The sequence below is a fragment of the Enterococcus sp. DIV1315a genome (assembly GCF_051712325.1).
GTDB lineage: Bacteria > Bacillota > Bacilli > Lactobacillales > Enterococcaceae > Enterococcus > Enterococcus faecalis.
In genome coordinates, this window is record NZ_JBIOOS010000001.1 from 791,461 (window position 1) to 815,000 (window position 23,540).

General features: G+C 38.3%; 17 protein-coding genes, 1 tRNA gene and 2 rRNA genes (1 of these 20 running past the window's edge). 18 read left to right on the forward strand and 2 right to left on the reverse strand.

The annotated features are described in order from the left end of the window. Nucleotides 1-30 precede the first annotated feature (30 nt). From IGJ03_RS03820 to IGJ03_RS03835, 4 genes are all read left to right on the forward strand, one after another. Nucleotides 31-693 (forward strand): DUF4767 domain-containing protein, encoded by a 663-nt coding sequence (locus IGJ03_RS03820; protein ID WP_375804909.1) that lies wholly within the window; start codon nucleotides 31-33, stop codon nucleotides 691-693. A 109-nt stretch (nucleotides 694-802) separates the two neighbouring features. After that, nucleotides 803-1,216, forward strand: a complete 414-nt coding sequence (ndk, locus tag IGJ03_RS03825) for a nucleoside-diphosphate kinase (RefSeq protein WP_002383435.1) — start codon at nucleotides 803-805, stop codon at nucleotides 1,214-1,216. Nucleotides 1,217-1,375: 159 nt separating this feature from the next. Then, a complete protein-coding gene (aspD, locus tag IGJ03_RS03830) occupies nucleotides 1,376-2,986 on the forward strand; it encodes an aspartate 4-decarboxylase (protein WP_010712264.1) in 1,611 nt (536 codons plus the stop codon). Between the two features lie 142 nt (nucleotides 2,987-3,128). After that, the gene (locus tag IGJ03_RS03835) at nucleotides 3,129-4,214 is read left to right on the forward strand and encodes a hypothetical protein (RefSeq protein WP_375804910.1); all 1,086 of its coding nucleotides are present in this window, start codon (nucleotides 3,129-3,131) and stop codon (nucleotides 4,212-4,214) included. A gap of 115 nt (nucleotides 4,215-4,329) precedes the next feature. On the opposite strand, the gene IGJ03_RS03840 is transcribed toward IGJ03_RS03835, so the two are convergent. Then, nucleotides 4,330-5,133 carry a Cof-type HAD-IIB family hydrolase gene (locus IGJ03_RS03840; protein WP_002355941.1) on the reverse strand — a complete coding sequence of 268 codons (804 nt, stop codon included), beginning with the start codon at nucleotides 5,131-5,133 and terminating at the stop codon, nucleotides 4,330-4,332. Between the two features lie 205 nt (nucleotides 5,134-5,338). On the opposite strand from IGJ03_RS03840, the gene IGJ03_RS03845 reads away from it, so the two are divergent. The 3 genes from IGJ03_RS03845 (at nucleotide 5,339) to IGJ03_RS03855 (ending at nucleotide 8,877) form a co-directional block, all read left to right on the forward strand. After that, complete coding sequence (locus IGJ03_RS03845; protein ID WP_375804911.1) at nucleotides 5,339-5,914, forward strand: DUF1361 domain-containing protein; 576 nt, start codon at nucleotides 5,339-5,341, stop codon at nucleotides 5,912-5,914. A gap of 151 nt (nucleotides 5,915-6,065) precedes the next feature. Further along, entirely contained in the window at nucleotides 6,066-7,472 is a 1,407-nt protein-coding gene (locus IGJ03_RS03850) for an NCS2 family permease (RefSeq protein WP_002355943.1), read from the forward strand. Nucleotides 7,473-7,680: 208 nt separating this feature from the next. Continuing rightward, nucleotides 7,681-8,877, forward strand: a complete 1,197-nt coding sequence (locus IGJ03_RS03855) for a multidrug efflux MFS transporter (protein WP_002381323.1) — start codon at nucleotides 7,681-7,683, stop codon at nucleotides 8,875-8,877. A 54-nt stretch (nucleotides 8,878-8,931) separates the two neighbouring features. On the opposite strand, the gene IGJ03_RS03860 is transcribed toward IGJ03_RS03855, so the two are convergent. Continuing rightward, the gene (locus tag IGJ03_RS03860) at nucleotides 8,932-9,117 is read right to left on the reverse strand and encodes a YjzD family protein (protein ID WP_002355945.1); all 186 of its coding nucleotides are present in this window, start codon (nucleotides 9,115-9,117) and stop codon (nucleotides 8,932-8,934) included. A gap of 117 nt (nucleotides 9,118-9,234) precedes the next feature. On the opposite strand from IGJ03_RS03860, the gene dnaE reads away from it, so the two are divergent. From dnaE to IGJ03_RS03915, 11 genes are all read left to right on the forward strand, one after another. Then, complete coding sequence (gene dnaE, locus IGJ03_RS03865) at nucleotides 9,235-12,564, forward strand: DNA polymerase III subunit alpha (protein WP_438711076.1); 3,330 nt, start codon at nucleotides 9,235-9,237, stop codon at nucleotides 12,562-12,564. A gap of 172 nt (nucleotides 12,565-12,736) precedes the next feature. After that, complete coding sequence (pfkA, locus tag IGJ03_RS03870; protein ID WP_002355947.1) at nucleotides 12,737-13,699, forward strand: 6-phosphofructokinase; 963 nt, start codon at nucleotides 12,737-12,739, stop codon at nucleotides 13,697-13,699. A gap of 64 nt (nucleotides 13,700-13,763) precedes the next feature. Next, nucleotides 13,764-15,521, forward strand: coding sequence for a pyruvate kinase (pyk, locus tag IGJ03_RS03875; RefSeq protein ID WP_002355949.1), 1,758 nt, complete (start codon nucleotides 13,764-13,766; stop codon nucleotides 15,519-15,521). Between the two features lie 372 nt (nucleotides 15,522-15,893). After that, nucleotides 15,894-16,463 carry a YceD family protein gene (locus IGJ03_RS03880; protein WP_002363429.1) on the forward strand — a complete coding sequence of 190 codons (570 nt, stop codon included), beginning with the start codon at nucleotides 15,894-15,896 and terminating at the stop codon, nucleotides 16,461-16,463. Nucleotides 16,464-16,519: 56 nt separating this feature from the next. Beyond that, nucleotides 16,520-16,699: a 50S ribosomal protein L32 gene (gene rpmF / locus IGJ03_RS03885; RefSeq protein ID WP_002355952.1), complete on the forward strand. Its 180-nt coding sequence runs from the start codon at nucleotides 16,520-16,522 to the stop codon at nucleotides 16,697-16,699. 204 nt (nucleotides 16,700-16,903) lie between these two features. Continuing rightward, the gene (gene gndA, locus IGJ03_RS03890; protein ID WP_010821581.1) at nucleotides 16,904-18,325 is read left to right on the forward strand and encodes an NADP-dependent phosphogluconate dehydrogenase; all 1,422 of its coding nucleotides are present in this window, start codon (nucleotides 16,904-16,906) and stop codon (nucleotides 18,323-18,325) included. A gap of 157 nt (nucleotides 18,326-18,482) precedes the next feature. Further along, nucleotides 18,483-19,169 carry a response regulator transcription factor gene (locus tag IGJ03_RS03895; protein WP_002355954.1) on the forward strand — a complete coding sequence of 229 codons (687 nt, stop codon included), beginning with the start codon at nucleotides 18,483-18,485 and terminating at the stop codon, nucleotides 19,167-19,169. Nucleotides 19,170-19,179: 10 nt separating this feature from the next. Beyond that, nucleotides 19,180-20,688: a HAMP domain-containing sensor histidine kinase gene (locus IGJ03_RS03900; protein ID WP_002376241.1), complete on the forward strand. Its 1,509-nt coding sequence runs from the start codon at nucleotides 19,180-19,182 to the stop codon at nucleotides 20,686-20,688. 644 nt (nucleotides 20,689-21,332) lie between these two features. Continuing rightward, nucleotides 21,333-22,893: ribosomal RNA gene (locus IGJ03_RS03905) — 16S ribosomal RNA — on the forward strand. 79 nt (nucleotides 22,894-22,972) lie between these two features. Continuing rightward, nucleotides 22,973-23,045: transfer RNA gene (locus tag IGJ03_RS03910), tRNA-Ala, on the forward strand. Between the two features lie 176 nt (nucleotides 23,046-23,221). Then, nucleotides 23,222-23,540, forward strand: a 23S ribosomal RNA gene (locus IGJ03_RS03915); it runs 2,594 nt beyond the window's last position. Together the 16S and 23S rRNA genes with 1 tRNA gene alongside form the textbook arrangement of a ribosomal RNA operon.

A 23,540-nucleotide genomic window follows, 5' to 3' on the forward strand; every position in this document is an offset into this window, starting at 1 on the left:
AGAATAAAAATAAAAACAGGAGTTTAAGGAATGAAACTAAACGGGATTATTATGATAGCAGTTTTTGGAAGCGTTTTATCTGGCTGTGGTTGGCAAAAATCGAAAGAGGAATCACAGAAAGTACAAACCGTACAAACCGTACAAACAAACAATGTAAATACTGAAGAAACAAGAGCGATTTCAGCAACCGAAGTTAGTCAAACCACGGCGTTGGAATTAGAGCAAACAACGCAAACACAAGAATTAACTGAATTAGTTACAGAAGAAGGGACGATTTGGAATCAGCAAAAAGCAAAACAGTTAGGACAATACATGGAAACCTGGGGTCAAGAACGCAATCAGAACTATCAAGCGTACCAACCAGGTCACTCTGTAGCTTTTTACACGATTCAAGTGCCTGATGATTTATTGAGTTATGAACCTAAAATACAACCAGCTATTGGGAACAATCCCGTTTGGTTAAATTGGTCAGAAACAGGCAGCGAAGGGGGTTATTGTCTGGTGGCAGTATACTCTGACAGTGCGACACAAGTTGCCCAGAAGCATGTCTATTTATTTACTTTAGTGAATGGTGAAGCCAAAGTCTATGTGAGTAAAGAACAGCCAGTAGAAGAGCAACCTTATTTGTTTTTAAAAGAAACAAGTAATACAGAACTGAAAGAACAATTCACAAACCTTGTGAATAATCTTTAATTTTTTATTTAATCAAAAGGAAAAGAAGATTTATCATTGACAAAGTATCCGCTTTCATTTTATTCTGTAGCTACCCCTTGGGAAAGGGCAAAAGGAAGTTTTGAAAGGGATGGAAGAAAAAATGAAGGAAACAAGTTTAGTAATTATTAAGCCAGATGGCGTTGAACGAAAGTTAGTTGGCAAAATCATTCAACGTTTTGAAGATAAAGGTATTGACTTATTGCACCTTAAATTCGAACGACTAACAGTAGAAACAGTGAAGGAACACTATGAGCATTTAAAAGATGAACTATTTTTCCCTGAATTATTAGCCTATATGACAAGTGGCCCAGTGGTTGTGATGGTCGTTGTAGGGGACAATGTGGTTAAAAAAGTGCGTAAATTAGTTGGAGCAACGAATCCGTTAGATGCTGAAAGTGGCACCTTACGAGCGGATTATGGGTTGTCTGTCACCAAAAATTTAATCCATGCTTCTGATTCTGTTCAATCAGCAAAAATTGAGATGCAACGGTTCTTTGGTTAATCAGCGAAAAAGAAGCAATCCTTTATTTTTTATAAAGGAATGCTTCTTTTTTATTAATTGTCAGAATATTCCGCTTAAATGGTTGACATCTGGAGGTAGAAGAGTAGTATAGACTACATACTAAATACTAAATGACTGCGTGTGCTTCAGGAGGATAAAATGATAACAAGTGATGAATTGACAGAAAACCTTAGTCCGTTTGAATTAAGTCTATTTTTAGAGAAGAAATTACATGAAGAAAATCATAATTTAGAAACATTGTTAAATGCAGGGCGAGGCAATCCTAATTGGACGGCGCCAACACCAAGGGAAGCCTTTTTTTTATTAGGTCAATTTGCTACAAAAGAAACCTTAAGAGAGGGGAGCGAACAAACGGCTGGTATGATTCAGCCAAGCTTTGGTAGAACGCAACGCTTCTTAAACTTTTTAGCAGAAAATCCTAGCAAAGGGGCAACTTTCTTACAAGAAATTTGGACAGCAGAGCATAACTATTTTGGGATGGATAAGGAAATGTGGTTAGATGCCATGTTAGACTATGTGATTGGGGATAATTATCCGAATCCTGTTCGTTGCTTGAAGGCGTGTGAACAACCGATTAAAGCATATTTAAATCAAGAATTATTTTCCAGCGAAGCACAACCGTTTGATATTTTTGCCGTTGAAGGTGGTACAGCAGGGATTTGTTACTTGTTTGATACGTTGGCAAATAATTATTTACTAGAAAAAGGTGATCGTATTGCGTTGTTATTACCAACGTTTGCTCCTTATCTAGAAATTCCAGAACTACCACGTTATGATTTTGACGTGGTTAAAATCAAAGCAGAGCAAATGATCATTGATGGAAAAACGACGTATCAATACTCAAACAAGGAAATTGATAAACTAAAAGACCCGTCCATCAAAGCGGTTTTTGTCGTAAATCCCAGCAATCCAACTGCCAATGCTATGGGAAAACCTACCATTGAACAAATCAAACAAATCGTTGCAGTGGATAACCCTAAGTTAATGATTTTAACAGATGACGTTTACGGAACCTTTGTGCCAGCTTTCCGTTCACTATTTACGGAGTTACCTTACAATACAGCTTGTATCTATTCTTATTCTAAATACTTTGGCGCTACCGGTTGGCGTGTGGGGACCATTGCGGTCAGCCAAGAGAACATCTTTGACCAATTATTAAAAGAATTGCCAGTGGCTCAAAAAATGGAATTACAGGCACGTTATGCTACATTGAATGCAGACACAAGCCAAATTAACTTTATCAGCCGCTTAGTCGCAGACAGCCGCGATATTGCGTTGAACCATGCAGCGGGACTTTCTTCTATTCAGCAAGCGATGATGGCTTTATTTAGTTTGTATGCTTTGTTAAAAGACGGTCAAGCTTATAAAGACGAAGTGATGGATATTTGTCATACGCGTGAAAAGCTCTTGTTCCGCACCTTAGGCATTGAAGAGCCTTTAGCAAGTTTAAATACAGCATATTATTGTGAAATTAACTTTAGAGATTGGACAGAAAAACGTTATGGCCCAGAATTTTCAAGTTATTTAACGAAATCTTGGACGATCACAAAAGTATTAACCTCTTTAGCAGAAAAAGAAAAATTAATGCTTTTAAAAGCGGATGCTTTCGGGAGTGACAAATGGTCAGTTCGAATTTCTTTAGCCAATTTAGCTACTAACCAATATAGTGAAGTTGGTAAACGAATGATTCGCCTATCTGAACACATTAAAGAAGAGTGGTTGCGCCAAAAGCGCCAAGCAATTAAATAAAAAAACGCTAAGTCTCTTAAGCTGCAGGAGGCTTAGCGTTTTTGTTTATTATTTATTCATTTTTCCGTCAGTTTTGGTTTATAAATGTTTGCTACACTGGAGATAAGAGGAAGTTAAGCGTCTATAAAAAGGAGAAAAGTGAATGAAACATATTAAAGGAATGTTGGTTTTTATCGGATTATTTATTTTGGTTGGTTGTGCGCCAGATCAAGAGCTAACGAAACAAACAACAAGTGGTCCGCAAGAGACAAAGCAAGTGAAGCAAGTTACCGTCACCAATCAAACGACTTCTGCGGTGGAAAAACAAGCGCCGACTAAAAATGACGAACTGATTGCTAATCAATTGACTTTTGATTCTCATGAATACACGTACGAAGTGGTTACAGGAGCCACACAAACGACATTTGGGACAACCCCACCAGCAAAATATACACCAGAAGAAAAAAAGGAAAAAATGTTTTGGTCCAATCAACCGCCTTTGGGATTAATGACGGGTAACTATTATAAAAATGAAGGTGTATTTACTGGCGGAAATTACGGCATTGTAGAGATTATTACGGAACCTGAAACGCAACGGATTCTGAATGTTGAGTTTACAGAGTTTGCTAGTGATCCTTATTACGATACACGATATTCGGGTGTCAACAAACGCCTGTCGGATTATCCTGAATTTCAAGCAAGCAACACGCGTACAGACGATACGTTAGTCACCGTTGTTAATGGTATTACTTATGTAGAAAAACAAATGCGTGACGAAAATCGTGTCACAGGTAATTTTTATACGGTACGCGGTTCATCAACTTCTGCGCGTGAAGGTTTAATGCCTTTAGCAGCAGAGATGGACACTTGGCTAAAAGAGCCAGCGAAAGAAACGTATATCGGTTACGCAGAAGATTTAGGCAATGGCCTAATCGCTCGACTTCAAGTGATAACAGAAGAGCAGAAAATAAAACATGTCAGCTATGATGAATACTTTTCAGATGAACAGGAAAAAATCACAGAAACAGCTCTGCGGCCTTTTTATCGTCAATCGAAATATTATTCACCAGGATATAATAAACAAACCAACAATTCTTTTATTCATTTTGTAGATACACTAACAAAGGCCATTACGACACAACAAACTTTATCCGTTAACGAAGAACAAGAGCTAAAGCATCCGTCTTTTACTACTTATCAAAGATTGGCTGAAAAAATCAGCACGTTTCAAAATTCATTGAAGGAATAAAAAAAATGAAAGTAGGGCATAAGTCGTTTCGACTTATGCCCTACTTTCGTAATCTTAAGATTATCAGCTAAACCAAAGCAAGTTCTTTTTAAAGAAATACTTTTATCTTAGCCTTTTATAGATCTAAATAATTTTCTAAGTAATCTGCTAAACCATCTTGATCATTTGTTTTTTCAGTGACATCGTTGGCTACGGATTTAATTTTATCCGTGGCATTGTTCATAGCAACACCCCAACCAGCATAACTTAACATTTCTTCGTCATTATGTTCATCGCCAAAAGCAATGATATCAGCTGGTTTGACAGATAAAAAGTTCGCCACTTGATCAACGCCATGGGCTTTTTGAATTCCTTTTGCGACCATTTCTAAAATAGGCATTGGACCGCCCCAAGTGCGGACATCAATATAATCACCATATTGTTTTGTCAATGTATCAGCAACTTTTTCAGCTTGGTTTGGTGTGGTCCGAACCATCATTGAGGTAGGATTTGTTCGTAAATTTTTAGCAGTAAGTAAATTATCTAAGGTTGCTTTGGAAGCAAAAAATTTCGGATCGAACCCATCTAACGTATCGATATAAAATGTTTCTTTGTTTTCAGCAGCAACAAAATCTAATTGTAATTCTTTTTTCTGTGCCAAAATGTCAAAGACTAGGTCACGTTCAATATTGGCTTCGCTTTCCAAGTCCCATTTTTTCTCTGGAATGTGGACTAAAGCGCCGTTAAAGTTAACCATAGGGGTCGTTAGGCCAAGTTGTTGGTAAAATTGATGACTCATTCTATAGGGACGTCCAGTGGCAATACTGACGTAATGACCGTTGTCAATCGCTTTTTTTAGTGTTTGTTCGGTTTTTGGACTGATTAAAGACTGTGCATTTAATGTTGTGCCGTCTAAATCAATAGCAATTAATTTTTTCAAGTAAAAATTCCTCCTAAATGCCTTTTACTCAGTCTAGCATAAAACCGAAGATTATCAAGGGGAGAAGCATGTTCATTTATAAGGTTTAAAAAAAAGCTTAAGAAGTATGCTACACTAAAATAAACCGTTTGAAAAAGGAGCGCAGAGCATCTTGAAAAATTCTAGAAATTATTTACGAGTGATCACCTTAATCTATTGTATCTATATGTGGTTATTTGCTACGCATTTTCATTTTATGGCGTTGAACGTGTTGTTAGCCTATATTCCAATTGAACTTAGTTATCTTTTAAGCGCAGAAAAACGTAAAAGGGATTGGTTGATAGGTTTTGCTTGGTTAATTTTTTATCCTAATGCGCCGTACCTATTTACGGATTTTTTTCATTTAGAAACGCTATCTATTTATCGAGGCTTTAATACGATTTTTGCAAACCAAATTGGTGATTGGTGGGCGTTTGTTTGCTTAACTAGCGGGATTGTTATATATGGACTTTTAGGGATGAAAACAGTAACAACTGTTAGCCAGAAATTGCAAAGTTATTGCGGCTATAGAACAATTGTAGTCTTTCAAGCCAGCCTTCATTTCTTGTCTGCTTTGGCGATTTATGTTGGACGTTTTGATCGATTACACAGTGTCTATCTTTTCATGAATCCAATTGAAACAGTGAAAATTATCTTTTTTGACTGGTCCCTTCAAAAATTAATGTTTATTTTATTAATGATGTTTCTACAGATGCTGTTGTTTGGGCTAATCCAATTATTAGGAAAAGAAGAAGCAATGTAAAGCTTTTTCTTTTTTTATATCTGAAAAACACGAACATTATATAGAAAAATATATATAATAGTTAATATTTTGTTGTAAAAAGATAGCGATTCTCTTATAATCAAAGAGTAATTATTCGAAAACATGGATTTTAAGGGAGAGAAGTGCAATTATGAATACGTTTTTCAAATTAAAGGAAAACAAGACAACGGTATCAACTGAAATAATGGCGGGGGTTACGACCTTTTTTGCAATGAGTTATATTTTATTTGTTAATCCGTCCATTCTTTCAGAAACAGGGATGCCTTTTCAGGCTGTTTTTTTAGCGACCATTATTGCTTCAATCATCGGTACATTAATTATGGGGCTGTTTGCTAATGTACCTTACGCTCAAGCACCGGGAATGGGACTCAATGCTTTCTTCACGTTTACGGTCGTTTTTGGGATGGGGTATACTTGGCAACAAGCATTAGCAATGGTTTTTATTTGTGGTTTGATTAATATTTTGATTACAGTGACAAAAATTCGCAAAATGATTATTAAAGCAATTCCAGAGAGTTTACAACATGCTATTGGTGGTGGGATTGGAATTTTTGTCGCTTATGTAGGGTTGAAAAATGCTGGCTTACTAAGTTTCACAGTACAAGCAGAACCTCAAAATGGTGTTGTGAATGGTTCGAGTATCGTGCCCGCTTTAGGAAATTTTGATAATCCAGCCATTATTTTGGCGGTAATTGGGTTAGTTTTAACAACGATTTTAGTTGTCACGAATGTTCGTGGGGCTATTTTAATTGGCATTGTGGTTACTACGTTAGTCGCAATTCCAATGGGGGTGGTAGACACTGCTTCGGTTGATTGGCATGCTAATTCGTTGGGCAATTCATTTAAAGAATTAGGTACAACTTTTGGCGCTGCTTTTGGTGCTGAGGGCTTACAGTCATTGTTTAGTGATTCTTCAAAAATTCCTCAAGTTTTAATGACCATTATTGCCTTCAGTTTATCAGATACGTTTGATACAATTGGAACATTTATCGGTACAGGACGTCGAACAGGGATTTTCTCTAAAGAAGATGAATTAGCTTTAGAAGATAGTAAGGGTTTCAGCACTAAAATGGACAAAGCTCTATTTGCAGATGCTATTGCAACATCTATCGGTGCGATTTTTGGTACATCGAATACGACAACTTATGTAGAAAGCGCAGCAGGAATCGGTGCGGGTGGTCGAACAGGTTTGACATCGGTAGTGGTAGCAATTCTATTTGCCCTAAGTAGTCTTTTTTCACCACTTATTGCTATTGTGCCGGCACAAGCTACGGCTCCAGCGTTAATTTTAGTGGGAATTATGATGTTAGCTTCTTTCAAAGACATCAATTGGACGGATTTAGAAGATGCGATTCCAGCATTTTTTGCTTCAATTTTCATGGGATTATGTTATAGCATCTCTTATGGGATTGCTGCTGGGTTCATCTTTTATGCAGTGGTGAAAGTAGTCAAAGGAAAAGCCAAAGAAGTTTCACCAATTATTTGGGTCATTGATGCGTTGTTTATCTTAAACTTTGTAATCTTAGCTATTTTATAGTAAACAGAAGTGAGGCTGAGATAACAGCGGTTAGCTTCGAAGGTGTTGCATTTGTTCAGCTATTTATCTTAAGCCCAAGTGTTAAGAAGTCTGGCAGATTGGTCGTTTTGGCCGGTCTGCCAGACTTTTTTTAAAAGAATTTTCTTTTGAGAGATTCACTCTTTTAGAGTATAGTGGTAGGTGAAGAGGTGATAAGGTGGATAAAAGTATGAAAATAAAATGGAAGCAGAATTTATTAGTCGCATGGATTGGTTGCTTTTTTACAGGGGCGAGTATTAGCTTAGTTATGCCGTTTATTCCAGTATATGTTGAACAATTAGGGACGCCTAAGAGTCAAGTAGAGTTGTTTTCTGGATTGGCAATTTCCGTCACGGCATTTGCTGCTGCGATTGTTGCACCGATTTGGGGAAATTTAGCTGATCGAAAAGGTCGGAAAATTATGATGATTCGGGCTGCAGCAGGAATGACGATCACAATGGGGGCGTTAGCATTTGTCCCTAATGTTTACTGGCTGTTGATTATGCGTTTTATGAACGGGATTTTATCCGGCTATATTCCTAACGCAACAGCGATGATTGCGTCGCAGGCGCCAAAAGAGAAAAATGGCTGGGCTCTAGGAACATTATCAACAGGTGCAATTGCTGGGACGTTAATTGCGCCATCGATTGGCGGTGCGTTGGCACAGTGGTTTGGAATGGAAAATGTCTTTATTATTACCGGCGTTATTTTATTCATTACAACGTTGTTGACTATCTTTTTAGTTAAAGAAGATTTTCAACCAGTTGAGAAAAAGGATTTATTAACGACGAAAGAAATTTTTAGTAAGATGGATCATGTTTCAGTATTGATTGGTTTGTTTGTGACTACGTTAATTTTACAATTAGGAATTACAAGTATCAGCCCAATCTTAACGCTATATATTCGATCTTTAAGTGGCGATACAGAGAATGTATTATTTGTTAGTGGTTTGATTGTTTCGATTGCCGGCGTTTCAGCAATTATTTCTTCTCCAACTTTGGGAAAAATTGGGGACCGCATTGGGAACCAAAAAGTTTTATTAGGCGGATTAATTCTTTCTTTTATTTGTTACATTCCCATGGCGTTTGTGCAAACACCTTTTCAGTTAGGCGTTTTACGATTCCTTTTAGGTTTTTCAACAGGCGCATTAATGCCATCAATTAATACGTTAATTAGTAAAATAACGCCAACGGAGGGCGTAAGTAGAGTTTATAGTTACAATCAGATGTGTAGTAATTTCGGTCAAGTTTTAGGACCGATGGTAGGGTCAACAGTTGCCCATGGTTTTGGCTATTCTTCTGTTTTTCTGGTAACCGCTTGTTTCGTTTTAGGAAACATTGGGTTGTCCTTCTTTAATTTCCGAAAAGTTTTAAATAAAAAGCTCTAAACAGTTGAAAAGATAAAAAAACCAGTTACAATAACTTTAGTAACTGGTTTTTTCTTATTTAACAGGTTTGGTTTCTTTCGGTACTGCAAAGTGTGCAATTAATAAAATAATAACGGCTGTTGCCAACGATAGAATCGTTGTCATTTTAAAGTCGTATGAACCACCAGATAATGCACCGCCGATATATCCAACGACTTGGCCTAATGCGAAGGTCCAGAAAAATACAACAAGATAACGCATATGAGCACCTCTTTTCTAGCTCTTAGTTTAGCATATTTTCTTTAAAAGTAAAGAATCCGCGATAGGAAAATAAGAGAAGAGGAAAAAAATAGCAAGGATTCAAAAAGGAGCTGTCCAATGTCATTTCCACAATTACATACCGTTACTTCCTATTCGCTTTTATCTAGTACGGTTAGGATTCGTTCCTATGTAAAACAAGCGAAAGCGTTAGGTTATCAAACATTAGCGATTACCGATATCAATGTCTTGCATGGGGCGGTTGAATTTTATGAAGCATGCCAAGAAGCGGGAATTCAACCAATTATCGGTTTAAGATTAGAATATACCCCAGCAGAAAAAGAAGGGCATTCCGAGTTGCTTTTATTTGCTAAAAATTTAAAAGGGTATCAGCAATTAATGCAACTATCTAGCAGCAAAATGACGACAGAGGGTCCCTTTTACTTAGCAGAACATCAATCCTTATTAAGTGATTTATTTGCCGTGACTTTGTCAGCCAAAGGAGAAGTCGCCCAAACATTTTTTGAAGATGAACAACAAGCGGTTCACGCTTTCCAACAACTTGCTTCATATTTTGATCCCCAGTCGTTATTTGTTGAACATTCTTTTTCAATGAATCAACAACGCAATCCAGCGCTCTTTTCTTTTTACCAAAGAGAACAATTACCTGGCGTGGCTTTGCAAGAGGTACGTCATTTAACAAGGGAAGAAGGCTTTGCCGTTACTGTTCTTGAGAGCATCAAAGAAAATAATCAATTGAATATTACAAGCCAAACACCGGAAATAGAAGGTCTGAATTACTTGCGTGAAGCAGAGACGACGATGGAACAAATGCTTCAAATAGCTGGTGCAGAAGTGGTCCAGAATACGATTCAGCTAGCTGAAAATTGCCGAGTTGACATTCCTTTACATCAAAAATTATTACCGCATTTTCCTGTGCCTGATAATCAAACGGCTGGTTCTTATTTACGCACATTGTGTTTAGAAAAATTACCAGAAAGAGTGCCTCATCTAAATGAAGTTTACCAAAAACGATTAGAAAAAGAGTTAACCATCATTCACAATATGGGTTTTGATGATTACTTTTTAATCGTTTGGGATGTGATGGACTTCTGTCATAACAATCAAATTGTTACAGGCGCTGGCCGAGGTTCAGCTGCAGGCTCTTTAGTGTCCTATGTGCTATCAATTACAGATGTAGATCCAATCAAATATGATTTGCTTTTTGAACGTTTTTTGAATCCAGAACGCTACACGATGCCCGATATTGATTTAGATATTCCTGATAATCGGCGGGAGGAAGTTTTAGCTTATGTCAGTCAAAAATATGGTCATTATCATATGGCGCAAATTGCCACGTTTGGTACGATGGCTGCGAAAATGGTTTTACGGGACGTTGCACGTGTTTTCGGGTTGTCCCAGAGTGAAGCGAATCGTTGGTCGGCAGCTGTCCCCAACAAGCTGAAAATTACGTTAGAAGAAGCATACCAAGAGTCAAAACGGATGCAAGAATTGGTCAATTTTTCACCAAATAATCAATTGCTCTATAAAACAGCTGTTCAGCTAGAAGGATTGCCTCGCCATGTTTCTACGCACGCAGCAGGTGTGGTAATTAGTGATGAAAATCTTTTGAATTTGGTTCCGTTACAACCAGGATCGAATGAAATTTTATTGACCCAATTTACTATGAATGATGTTGAAAAAATTGGTCTTCTGAAAATGGATTTCTTGGGCTTAAGAAATTTATCCATCATTGATGATACCCTCACAGCTGTTAAACGCGTCTATAATCAAACCATTCGTTTGAATCAGATTCCATTAGATGACGAAACAACGCTGGCTTTATTTAGAAAAGGGGAAACAAGTGGCGTTTTCCAGTTTGAATCTGCTGGAATTCGGAATGTATTAAGAAAATTAGGACCAACTAGCATTGAAGATATTGCTGCTGTCAATGCCTTGTATCGTCCTGGTCCGATGCAAAATATTGATGTTTTCATCCGCCGGAAAAAAGGCTTGGAACAAATTAGTTATCCAGAGCCTAGTCTCGCCCCCATTTTAGAAAATACGTACGGAATTATTGTTTACCAAGAGCAGATTATGCAAGTTGCTGCGAAAATGGCAGGCTTCTCTTTAGGGCAAGCTGACATTTTACGTCGGGCCATTAGTAAAAAGAAAAAAGATGTGCTAGATGAAGAACGGAATCATTTTGTTAATGGTGCGTTACAACAAGGCTATCCCCAAGAAACAGCTAACCAAGTGTACAATTATATTGAGCGCTTTGCTAATTATGGCTTTAACCGCTCGCATGCATTTGCCTATTCCTTTATTGGTTTTCAAATGGCTTACTTGAAGGTTCATTATCCAAGTGCTTTTTATGTCGCATTGTTGCACTCTGTTCGTCATAATCCAACAAAAATTAAAGAATATATTGGCGAAGCTAGAAAAAACAAGCAGACGATTTTGCAGCCGTCAATTAACCAAAGTCACTACAGCTTTTACCTAAATCAGCAACAGCAAATTTTATTTGGTTTTAGTTCTTTAAAAGGAATCCGCCGAGACTTCATTCAAAATATTTTAAATGAACGCCGAGAAAATGGACCGTACAAAACGTTCGATGAGTTTCTTTTGCGAATTGACCGTAAGTGGTTGAAAGTTGAAAATATCGAACCATTGATTGCCATCGGTGCATTTGACGAAATTGCGCCTAATCGCCGTCAATTAGCAGTAGGTTTAGAGAGTAATATCCAAAGTATTCTTCTCAGCGGTGGTAGTATGGATTTGTTAGAAACATTGAAGCCAAAGGAAGAAGAAATTGCCGATTATCCGCTAGAAGAGCGACTAGAACAAGAAGAACAATATTTAGGGGTCTATTTATCAGGACATCCGACAGAAGAGTTCAAAAAAACACGCTTAGCCAAGCAAACGCAACTTGTTCATGAACTTGTTGAAAATCAGCCCACGAAATTATTGATTTATGTCAAAAACATTCGGACGATTCGGACCAAAAAGGGAGAACAAATGGCCTTTGTTGATGGGGATGATACAACAGGAAGTATTTCACTAACGTTGTTCCCAACCGTTTTTCGCCAGTTAAGACAGAGTGTCGAGAAAGGGCAAGTTTATTATGTGGAAGGAAAAGTGGAGCGCAGTACGTACAATCAAGAATTGCAAATATTGGTTCAACGAATAGAAAAAGCGCAACAAGTAGAAACATCAATTAGTGACGAAACGTGTTTTATCAGAATTACAAAAGATGTCGAACAAACGGACGTTTTTCAGAAAATGAAAGAGGTACTCAGTCGTCATGCTGGACACATTCCAGTGATTGTCTATTTTGAAAAAACAGGAAAGAAAATAGTATTAAATGAAGAAAATTGGGTCGCTCATACAAGCGCTAGTCAGCAACAATTAGCTTACGTTTTAGGCGAGCAAAACGTCATTTTCAAATGATTTACGGTAAAAAATACTAGTTGTTTTCAACTTTTTTCATTTTTTTCTTCTTAACTCAAGACATTTTGGTTCTTTAATGGTAAAATGAATGACGTAATATTTTTGTATATCAATTTTTGCGAAAAGGTTTCTTTTGGCAGTTGAAAGTATATTATATGAGGTGAAATAGCGAATGAAACGCATTGGTATTTTAACCAGCGGGGGAGATGCCCCTGGAATGAACGCTGCAATTCGTGCAGTCGTACGCAAAAGTATTTTTGATGGAATCGAAGTTTACGGTATTAACTATGGATTTGCCGGTTTAGTCGCAGGCGACATCCGTCGTTTAGATGTTGCTGACGTTGGCGATAAGATTCAACGTGGTGGAACATTCTTGTACTCTGCTCGTTATCCTGAATTTGCTACTGAAGAAGGGCAATTAAAAGGAATCGAACAATTGAAAAAATTCGGTATTGAAGGCTTAGTTGTTATTGGTGGAGACGGTTCTTATCATGGCGCAATGGCTTTGACAAAACGTGGTTTCCCCGCTGTTGGAATTCCTGGAACGATTGATAATGATATTCCTGGAACAGATTTCACAATCGGTTTTGATACAGCGATTAACACTGTTTTGGAATCAATTGACCGAATTCGTGATACAGCGACTTCTCATGTTCGTACATTCGTTATCGAAGTAATGGGACGTAACGCTGGTGATATCGCATTGTGGTCAGGCGTGGCTGGTGGAGCAGATGAAATCATTATTCCTGAACATGATTTTGATATGAAAAACGTTGCCAAACGTATTCAAGAAGGCCGCGACCGCGGGAAAAAACATTGCTTAATCATTTTAGCAGAAGGCGTAATGGGCGGAAATGAATTTGCTGATAAACTTTCTGAATACGGTGATTTCCATACGCGTGTATCAATTTTAGGACACGTGGTTCGTGGGGGCTCGCCAAGTGCTCGTGACCGTGTATTAGCAAGTAAATTTGGGTCATATGCTGTTGAACTTCTAAAAGAAGGCAAAGGCGGTTTATGTATCGGTATGTTAGATAACCAAGTAGTTGCAGCTGATATTATTGACACGTTAGAAAACAATAAACACAAACCAGATTTATCTCTTTATGAGTTAAATCATGAAATTTCTTTTTAATCTTGTATATTAGCTAATCTTATTAGCTTTGTATAAACAAATTTGGAATAGGAGCGTTTTAGTAATGAAAAAAACGAAAATCGTATGTACGATTGGACCAGCTAGTGAATCCGTTGATATGCTAGTAAACTTAATTAATGCAGGTATGAATGTTTGCCGTTTGAACTTTTCACATGGTGACTACGAAGAGCATGGTGCTCGTATTAAAAACATTCGTGAAGCTGTAAAAATTACAGGGAAACGCGTAGCGATCTTACTAGATACAAAAGGTCCTGAAATCCGCACAAATGACATGGAAAATGGCGCAATCACAATGAAAATTGGTGATTCAGTACGTATTTCTATGACAGAAGTTTTAGGAACAAATGAAAAATTCTCAATCACTTATCCAGAATTAATCAATGATGTAAACGTAGGTTCACACATTCTTTTAGATGATGGTTTAATCGATTTAGAAGTAACTGATATCGACCGTGATGCAAACGAAATCGTAACAGTTGTTAAAAACGAAGGCGTCTTGAAAAACAAAAAAGGCGTTAACGTACCAGGCGTTTCTGTAAACTTACCAGGGATCACTGAAAAAGATGCTAACGATATCCGTTTCGGAATTGGTCAAGGAATTGACTTTATCGCAGCTAGCTTCGTTCGTCGTGCTTCTGACGTTTTAGAAATCACTAAAATTTTAGAAGAAGAAAACGCAACACACATCCAAATCATTCCTAAAATCGAAAACCAAGAAGGTATCGATAATATCGATGAAATCTTAAAAGTTTCTGATGGTTTAATGGTTGCTCGTGGTGACATGGGTGTTGAAATTCCAACAGAAGATGTTCCAGTTGTCCAAAAAGCTTTAATTAAAAAATGTAATGCTTTAGGTAAACCAGTTATCACTGCAACACAAATGTTAGATTCAATGCAACGTAACCCACGTCCAACACGTGCGGAAGCAAATGACGTAGCAAACGCAATCTACGATGGAACAGATGCAGTAATGTTATCAGGCGAAACTGCAGCAGGGGATTACCCATTAGAAGCTGTTCAAACAATGGCTCGTATTGCAGTTCGTACAGAAGAAACATTAGTTAACCAAGATTCATTCGCATTGAAATTATATAGCAAAACAGATATGACTGAAGCAATCGGACAATCTGTTGGCCATACAGCACGTAACTTGGGTATCCAAACAATCGTTGCGGCAACAGAATCAGGCCATACAGCACGTATGATCTCTAAATACCGTCCAAAAGCACATATCGTTGCAATTACGTTCTCAGAACAAAAAGCACGTAGCTTATCATTATCATGGGGTGTTTACGCAACAGTTGCTGACAAACCATCAAGCACAGATGAAATGTTTAATTTAGCTTCAAAAGTATCACAAGAAGAAGGTTATGCTTCAGAAGGTGATTTAATCATTATCACTGCTGGTGTTCCAGTTGGCGAAAAAGGCACAACAAACTTAATGAAAATTCAAATGATCGGTTCTAAATTAGTTCAAGGTCAAGGTGTCGGCGAAGAAGCAATTATTGCAAAAGCCGTTGTTGCAGGAACTGCTGAAGAAGCAGTTGCTAAAGCGACTGAAGGAGCTATTTTAGTTACAAAAACAACAGATAAAGAATACATGCCTGCAATTGAAAAAGCATCAGCATTAGTTGTTGAAGAAGGTGGTTTAACTTCTCATGCAGCTGTTGTAGCGATTGCGCAAAATATTCCAGTTATCGTAGGTGCTGCAGATGCAACATCATTAATTAATAATGACGAAGTGATTACTGTTGATCCTCGTCGTGGTATTGTTTACCGCGGAGCAACAACAGCTATCTAAATCTAATTAATTCAATCATTTGATTTTAAGCAATATGTACTCGGACGCAAAGCTGGGACAAACCGATTCGTCAGTTTGTCTCAGCTTTTTTTACAAGGAAGACAGTAGTATGAAATGTTCAGAAACACGTATTCAGTAAATAAAGAGTTGGGCGCAAATAGTAAAATTATGTCTGAGTTTTAAATTATTTATGTTATTTCACACAAAAATTTTGTTATTTAATTAAATAAGCGCTAAGTTATCTTCAACAGAAAAACAATTATAAAAAAAACGAAAGAAAAACAGGAAATAAGAAAGGGCTGTCAAGAAAATTTCATTGACAAAGCTTTCATACCCCTGTATAATAGCTTTTGTTGCTTAGGAGTGATAATTATGAAGTGGTCTTTGTTAGAATTAAATAAATACAAAGAAGAGCCGCTAGTGTTTTCAGAAACATTGCATCTTAAAGAAGAGCTTCTTCAACGAGATGATACCTTGTTGGATGTAAGTCCAATCAAAGTAGAAGGCTTATTAGCAGTCAATAAATCAGAATATTTACTTCATTACACTATTCAGGTAACTGTAACCGTTCCTTCATCCCGTTCTTTAGAACCTGTGGCTTTGCCAATGCAAATCACGGTCGATGAAGTCTTTATGACAAAAGAACAAATGGATACAAGAGATGAACGATTTGCAGCTGAAGAGATTATTTTATTGGACAAGCCAACAATTGATTTAGATGAATCTGTCGAAGACAACATTCTATTGTCCATTCCAATTCAAGTGCTTACAGAAGAAGAACAAAACAGTCAAGAAATGCCAAGTGGCAATGACTGGGAAGTGATTTCAGAAGAAGCATATTTGGAAAGTAAGCAGAAAGCAGCAGAACAAACAGTGGATCCTCGTCTGGCTAAACTATCAGAATTACTCAGCGATAATGCTGAAGAGGAAGATAACAGCTAGGTTGGAATATATTGTGTATGTAAATACACGCATCTTTACAAGGAGGTGGAACAACAATGGCAGTACCAGCTAGAAGAACTTCTAAAGCGAAAAAAGCAAAACGTCGCACACACTACAAATTAACAATCAAAGGCTTAAATGCATGCTCAAACTGTGGTGAAATGAAAAAAAGCCATCACGTATGTCCAGCATGTGGTCACTACGATGGAAAAGACGTAATGTCTAAAGAAGCATAAGCATAAAAACATTTTTTGAAATGTTGAATCCCCTAGGCTAACCATGGAGCCTAGGGGATTTGTATTTTTTTAAGAAAATATGAAGAAATTGGAAATTTATTGGCACTATATTGTTTTCATATGAAAGATAGTGCGTTATAATAGTGAGGATTATAAGAGAATGCTCATAGAATTTTCGTTGATTATAATATAGGAGGTCATAAAATGACAAAACAACAATTTGGCGTAGTCGGCATGGCTGTCATGGGGAAAAATCTTGCTTTAAACATTGAAAGCAGAGGCTATACAGTTGCGCTGTATAACCGTACAGGATCAAAAACAACAGAAGTGGTTGAAGAACATCCTGACAAAAACTTTCAAGCAACATACTCAATTGAGGAATTTGTGAATGCAATTGAAAAACCTCGTCGAATTATGTTGATGGTTAAAGCTGGACCTGCAACAGATGCGACAATCCAAGAATTGTTACCACACCTTGATAAAGGCGACATCTTAATTGATGGCGGTAATACGTTCTTCAAAGACACAATGCGACGTAATGAAGAACTAGCAAACTCAGGAATTAACTTTATTGGTACTGGCGTTTCTGGCGGAGAAGAAGGAGCCTTGAAAGGACCATCTATCATGCCTGGCGGACAAAAAGAAGCGTATGAGTTAGTTGCGCCAATTCTTGAAAAAATTTCAGCTAAAGCAGAAGACGGTGAACCATGTGTGACTTACATTGGCCCAAATGGTGCTGGACATTATGTAAAAATGGTTCATAATGGGATTGAATATGGGGACATGCAATTAATTGCTGAATCCTACGACTTAATGAAACAAATCTTAGGCTTATCTGTTGATGAAATGGCAGAGATTTTCAAAGAATGGAACGAAGGCGAATTAGACAGTTACCTTATCGAGATCACGGCTGACATTTTGACACGTAAAGATGATGAAGGAACCGACCAACCAATCGTTGATGTTATTCTTGATGCAGCAGGCAACAAAGGAACAGGTAAATGGACAAGCCAAAGTGCGTTAGATCTTGGCGTACCATTACCATTAATTACAGAATCAGTATTTGCACGTTTTATTTCGGCTTACAAAGAAGAACGCGTAAAAGCAAGTGGCATTTTATCAAAACCTGCAGCCTTTAACTTTGCAGGCGATGAAAAAGAATTGATTGAAAAAATTCGCGAAGCATTATACTTTAGTAAATTAATGAGTTATGCGCAAGGTTTTGCACAACTCCGTGCAGCTTCTGAAGAATACGGATGGGATTTACCATTTGGTGAAATTGCAAAAATCTGGCGAGCAGGTTGTATTATCCGTGCACAATTCTTACAAAAAATTACCGATGCATATGAAAAAAATCCAGCACTTGAAAACTTGTTGTTAGATGAATACTTCGTAGAAATTACGAAAAAATATCAACAAGCCGTTCGTGAAGTTGTTGCGATTGCTGTTCAAGCAGGTGTTCCTGTACCAACATTCTCATCTGCAATTGCTTATTACGATTCTTATCGTTCAGATCGCTTACCAGCGAATTTAATTCAAGCACAACGTGATTACTTCGGTGCTCATACGTACGAACGCACAGACAAAGAAGGAATCTACCATTACAGCTGGTACAACGAAGAATAAACACGCTGGAGACCATGAGTGTGGCTCACCATGCTCATGGTTTTACTGTGGCTTAAAAAAGAACCAGACAGATTGAGTAGTAATTCTCTAATAAGTAGTAAGGAATAAAAAGGTTGAGCTTGAGTATAGCTTTTAAAGAGAAAGGACAATTAATCAAATGAGCAACATTTTAATTATTGAAGATGAAAAGAACTTAGCGAGATTCGTTGAGCTTGAATTAAAACATGAGGGGTATACGACAGAAGTACACTACAATGGTCGTACAGGATTGGAAGCCGCTCTTAACAACGAATGGGATGCTATCCTTCTTGATTTGATGTTACCAGAATTAAATGGATTAGAAGTATGTCGCCGTGTTCGCCAAGTGAAAAATACACCAATTATTATGATGACTGCGCGTGATTCAGTAATTGACCGTGTTTCTGGCTTAGACCATGGAGCGGATGATTATATTGTTAAACCATTTGCAATTGAAGAATTGTTAGCTCGTTTACGTGCGTTACTTCGTCGTATTGATATTGAGGGCGATAAAAACGTTGCAAAACAAACAACGATTACATATCGTGACTTAACAATTGAAAAAGAAAATCGTGTCGTTCGTCGTAATTCTGAAATGATTGAATTAACAAAACGCGAATACGAATTACTATTAACGCTAATGGAAAACGTGAATGTTGTCTTGGCACGTGATGTGTTACTAAATAAAGTTTGGGGCTATGAAACAGAAGTAGAAACAAACGTTGTGGATGTGTATATCCGCTACTTACGAAATAAAATTGACGTACCTGGAGAAGAAAGCTACATCCAAACTGTCCGTGGAACTGGCTACGTTATGCGTTCGTGAGAACTAATTAATGAAAAGAACGATTAAAAAAGAACTGGAAGGCCCATCTTTAACTATAAAGTGGGCTTTCGCAAGTTCTTTCTTTATATTTGTAGTTTTTACCATTTTTGCGGTGATTACCTATAAGTCTTCTGTCAGTCTTATTGTTGCCAAAGAAAAGGAAAATGTCGAAGCAACGATTGCAGAAGTAACAAATCGATTAGCTAATGCCAATGAAAATTTAACGGTAACAGACGTTTTTGACTATTTAAAAACGCCGAGTGAAAGAGATGAAAACTACTATAATAAGCATACAGCAGTAGAAGGTTCGTTTATGGAAATGGACAGTTTCATATCTGAACTAGGACAACCAGAACTTTATTTATCTGTGTATGACACAAACCAAAAGCTAGTTTTTAAAACACAAAATGAATATGATAAGTTATTACAATTGGATCGACAATTACCTGTTGTTCGAACCGTTTTTGATAAAACCGGTTTTTATTCCGTGGAACCTATTTTTTCAAAAGAAACACGAGAAAAGATTGGCTATATTCAAGCGTTTTATGAACTTTCTTCTTTTTATGAAATTCGTAATCATTTATTATTAACACTTGTAGTTTTAGAAGTGATTTCTCTGATTGTAAGTAGTGTCTTAGGCTTTATCCTCTCTTCTTATTTCTTAAAACCATTAAAAGTATTGAGAGACACGATGGATACAATCCGCAAAGACCCGCAATCAGATGTCCACATGCCGGAGATTAATACGAGAGATGAGTTAGCAGATATCTCGGAAATCTTTAATGAAATGTTAGATCGTATGAGACGCTATATCGAACAACAAGAGCAGTTTGTTGAAGATGTTTCCCATGAATTAAGAACGCCCGTTGCGATTATGGAAGGCCATTTAAACCTTTTAAATCGTTGGGGGAAAGACGATCCTGAAATTTTAGATGAATCATTAAAGGCCAGTTTACAAGAAATTAGTCGTATGAAGAGTTTGGTCCAAGAAATGCTTGACCTTTCACGCGCTGAACAAGTGGACACCCAATATGCAAATGAACGAACAGATGCTAAACAAGTAGTCTACCAAGTATTTAATAACTTCCAATTGGTTTATCCTGAGTTTCATATCACATTAGATGACGATTTACCAACCGAAGTTGAACTGAAAATCTATCGTAATCACTTTGAACAATTGCTAATTATTCTATTAGATAATGCGATTAAATATTCAACCGATCGAAAAGAAGTGCATATTTCCATTTCTCGAACGATGAATGAATTTGAAATAGCTGTGCAAGATTTTGGTGAAGGAATCACTGAAGAAGACTTGGAGAAAATATTTGATCGATTCTATCGAGTAGATAAAGCCCGTGCAAGAAATAAAGGCGGTAATGGCTTAGGACTATCGATTGCAAAACAATTAGTCGAAAACTATAAAGGACGTATTGATGCAGAAAGCGTATTGCATCAAGGAACGATCTTTAGAATTTTTATTCCAATCGCTGGAATAAAAGACGAGAGCAACGTACAATAAAGTACGTTGCTTTTTTTTACGAATGATTAACGAACATTTCAGTAAGAGAAAAGGGATTATAAGATAAAGAAACGAATGTTTTCTTTGCAGAAAATATTCATCGTTCGAAATTGAAAAAAATGTTATTTTTCTGCAAAATAATAGTTGCGTTTTAGAAAAATCCTTGGTATATTAATATCTGTTCTGACAAACAGTTCGTTAAGAAAAAAGTTTTAAAAAGTTAAAAATTTTTCTTGACGAAAAGATAAATAACATGTTAGAATAACAAAGTCGTTAAAGAAATTGCTTTTAAATCAATCATTTAATCAAAAAAACTTGTTATAAAATAACAAAAAAGTTTTAAAAAGTTGTTGACAAACAACTGAGATAATGATAAGATATAGAAGTTGTCACAACAGATGGCGACGACCGAGCAAAACAACTTAAAAAACTTTTTTAAAAAAGTTCTTGACATTCGAACGAAAGTTTGTTATGATATAAAAGTTGCTGCGAGGTAACGTAGACCTTTGAAAACTGAACAAAGAATAGACGAACCAAATGTGTAGGGCGTCTTGATTCAATTCAAGACAACAAACATTTTTAACAAGCAAGCAATATGCTAGCAAACAAATTGAGCTTAACAATCGCAAGATTGTTCTAACTTTTATTATGAGAGTTTGATCCTGGCTCAGGACGAACGCTGGCGGCGTGCCTAATACATGCAAGTCGAACGCTTCTTTCCTCCCGAGTGCTTGCACTCAATTGGAAAGAGGAGTGGCGGACGGGTGAGTAACACGTGGGTAACCTACCCATCAGAGGGGGATAACACTTGGAAACAGGTGCTAATACCGCATAACAGTTTATGCCGCATGGCATAAGAGTGAAAGGCGCTTTCGGGTGTCGCTGATGGATGGACCCGCGGTGCATTAGCTAGTTGGTGAGGTAACGGCTCACCAAGGCCACGATGCATAGCCGACCTGAGAGGGTGATCGGCCACACTGGGACTGAGACACGGCCCAGACTCCTACGGGAGGCAGCAGTAGGGAATCTTCGGCAATGGACGAAAGTCTGACCGAGCAACGCCGCGTGAGTGAAGAAGGTTTTCGGATCGTAAAACTCTGTTGTTAGAGAAGAACAAGGACGTTAGTAACTGAACGTCCCCTGACGGTATCTAACCAGAAAGCCACGGCTAACTACGTGCCAGCAGCCGCGGTAATACGTAGGTGGCAAGCGTTGTCCGGATTTATTGGGCGTAAAGCGAGCGCAGGCGGTTTCTTAAGTCTGATGTGAAAGCCCCCGGCTCAACCGGGGAGGGTCATTGGAAACTGGGAGACTTGAGTGCAGAAGAGGAGAGTGGAATTCCATGTGTAGCGGTGAAATGCGTAGATATATGGAGGAACACCAGTGGCGAAGGCGGCTCTCTGGTCTGTAACTGACGCTGAGGCTCGAAAGCGTGGGGAGCAAACAGGATTAGATACCCTGGTAGTCCACGCCGTAAACGATGAGTGCTAAGTGTTGGAGGGTTTCCGCCCTTCAGTGCTGCAGCAAACGCATTAAGCACTCCGCCTGGGGAGTACGACCGCAAGGTTGAAACTCAAAGGAATTGACGGGGGCCCGCACAAGCGGTGGAGCATGTGGTTTAATTCGAAGCAACGCGAAGAACCTTACCAGGTCTTGACATCCTTTGACCACTCTAGAGATAGAGCTTTCCCTTCGGGGACAAAGTGACAGGTGGTGCATGGTTGTCGTCAGCTCGTGTCGTGAGATGTTGGGTTAAGTCCCGCAACGAGCGCAACCCTTATTGTTAGTTGCCATCATTTAGTTGGGCACTCTAGCGAGACTGCCGGTGACAAACCGGAGGAAGGTGGGGATGACGTCAAATCATCATGCCCCTTATGACCTGGGCTACACACGTGCTACAATGGGAAGTACAACGAGTCGCTAGACCGCGAGGTCATGCAAATCTCTTAAAGCTTCTCTCAGTTCGGATTGCAGGCTGCAACTCGCCTGCATGAAGCCGGAATCGCTAGTAATCGCGGATCAGCACGCCGCGGTGAATACGTTCCCGGGCCTTGTACACACCGCCCGTCACACCACGAGAGTTTGTAACACCCGAAGTCGGTGAGGTAACCTTTTTGGAGCCAGCCGCCTAAGGTGGGATAGATGATTGGGGTGAAGTCGTAACAAGGTAGCCGTATCGGAAGGTGCGGCTGGATCACCTCCTTTCTAAGGAATATTACGGAAATACACATTTCGTCTTTACTTTGTTCAGTTTTGAGAGGTCTACTCTCAATCAAATAAATTCGGGGCCTTAGCTCAGCTGGGAGAGCGCCTGCTTTGCACGCAGGAGGTCAGCGGTTCGATCCCGCTAGGCTCCATTGATAGCTTTTGCTATCAGATTCGTTCATTGAAAACTGGATATTGAAGTAAAAAGAATCAAAACAAACCGAGAACACCGCGTTGAATGAGTTTTTTAATAAGTTCAATTGCTTATTTATTGATTAACCTTCTATCGCTAGAAGAAGTGATCAAGACCCAACCGTAAGGTTGATAAGGTTAAGTGAATAAGGGCGCACGGTGGATGCCTTGGCACTAGGAGCCGATGAAGGACGGGACTAACACCGATATGCTTTGGGGAGCTGTAAGTAAGCTATGATCCAGAGATTTCCGAATGGGGGAACCCAATATCTTTTATAGGATATTACTTTTCAGTGAATACATAGCTGATTAGAGGTAGACGCAGAGAACTGAAACATCTTAGTACCTGCAGGAAGAGAAAGAAAATTCGATTCCCTGAGTAGCGGCGAGCGAAACGGGAAGAGCCCAAACCAACAAGCTTGCTTGTTGGGGTTGTAGGACTCCGATATGGTAGT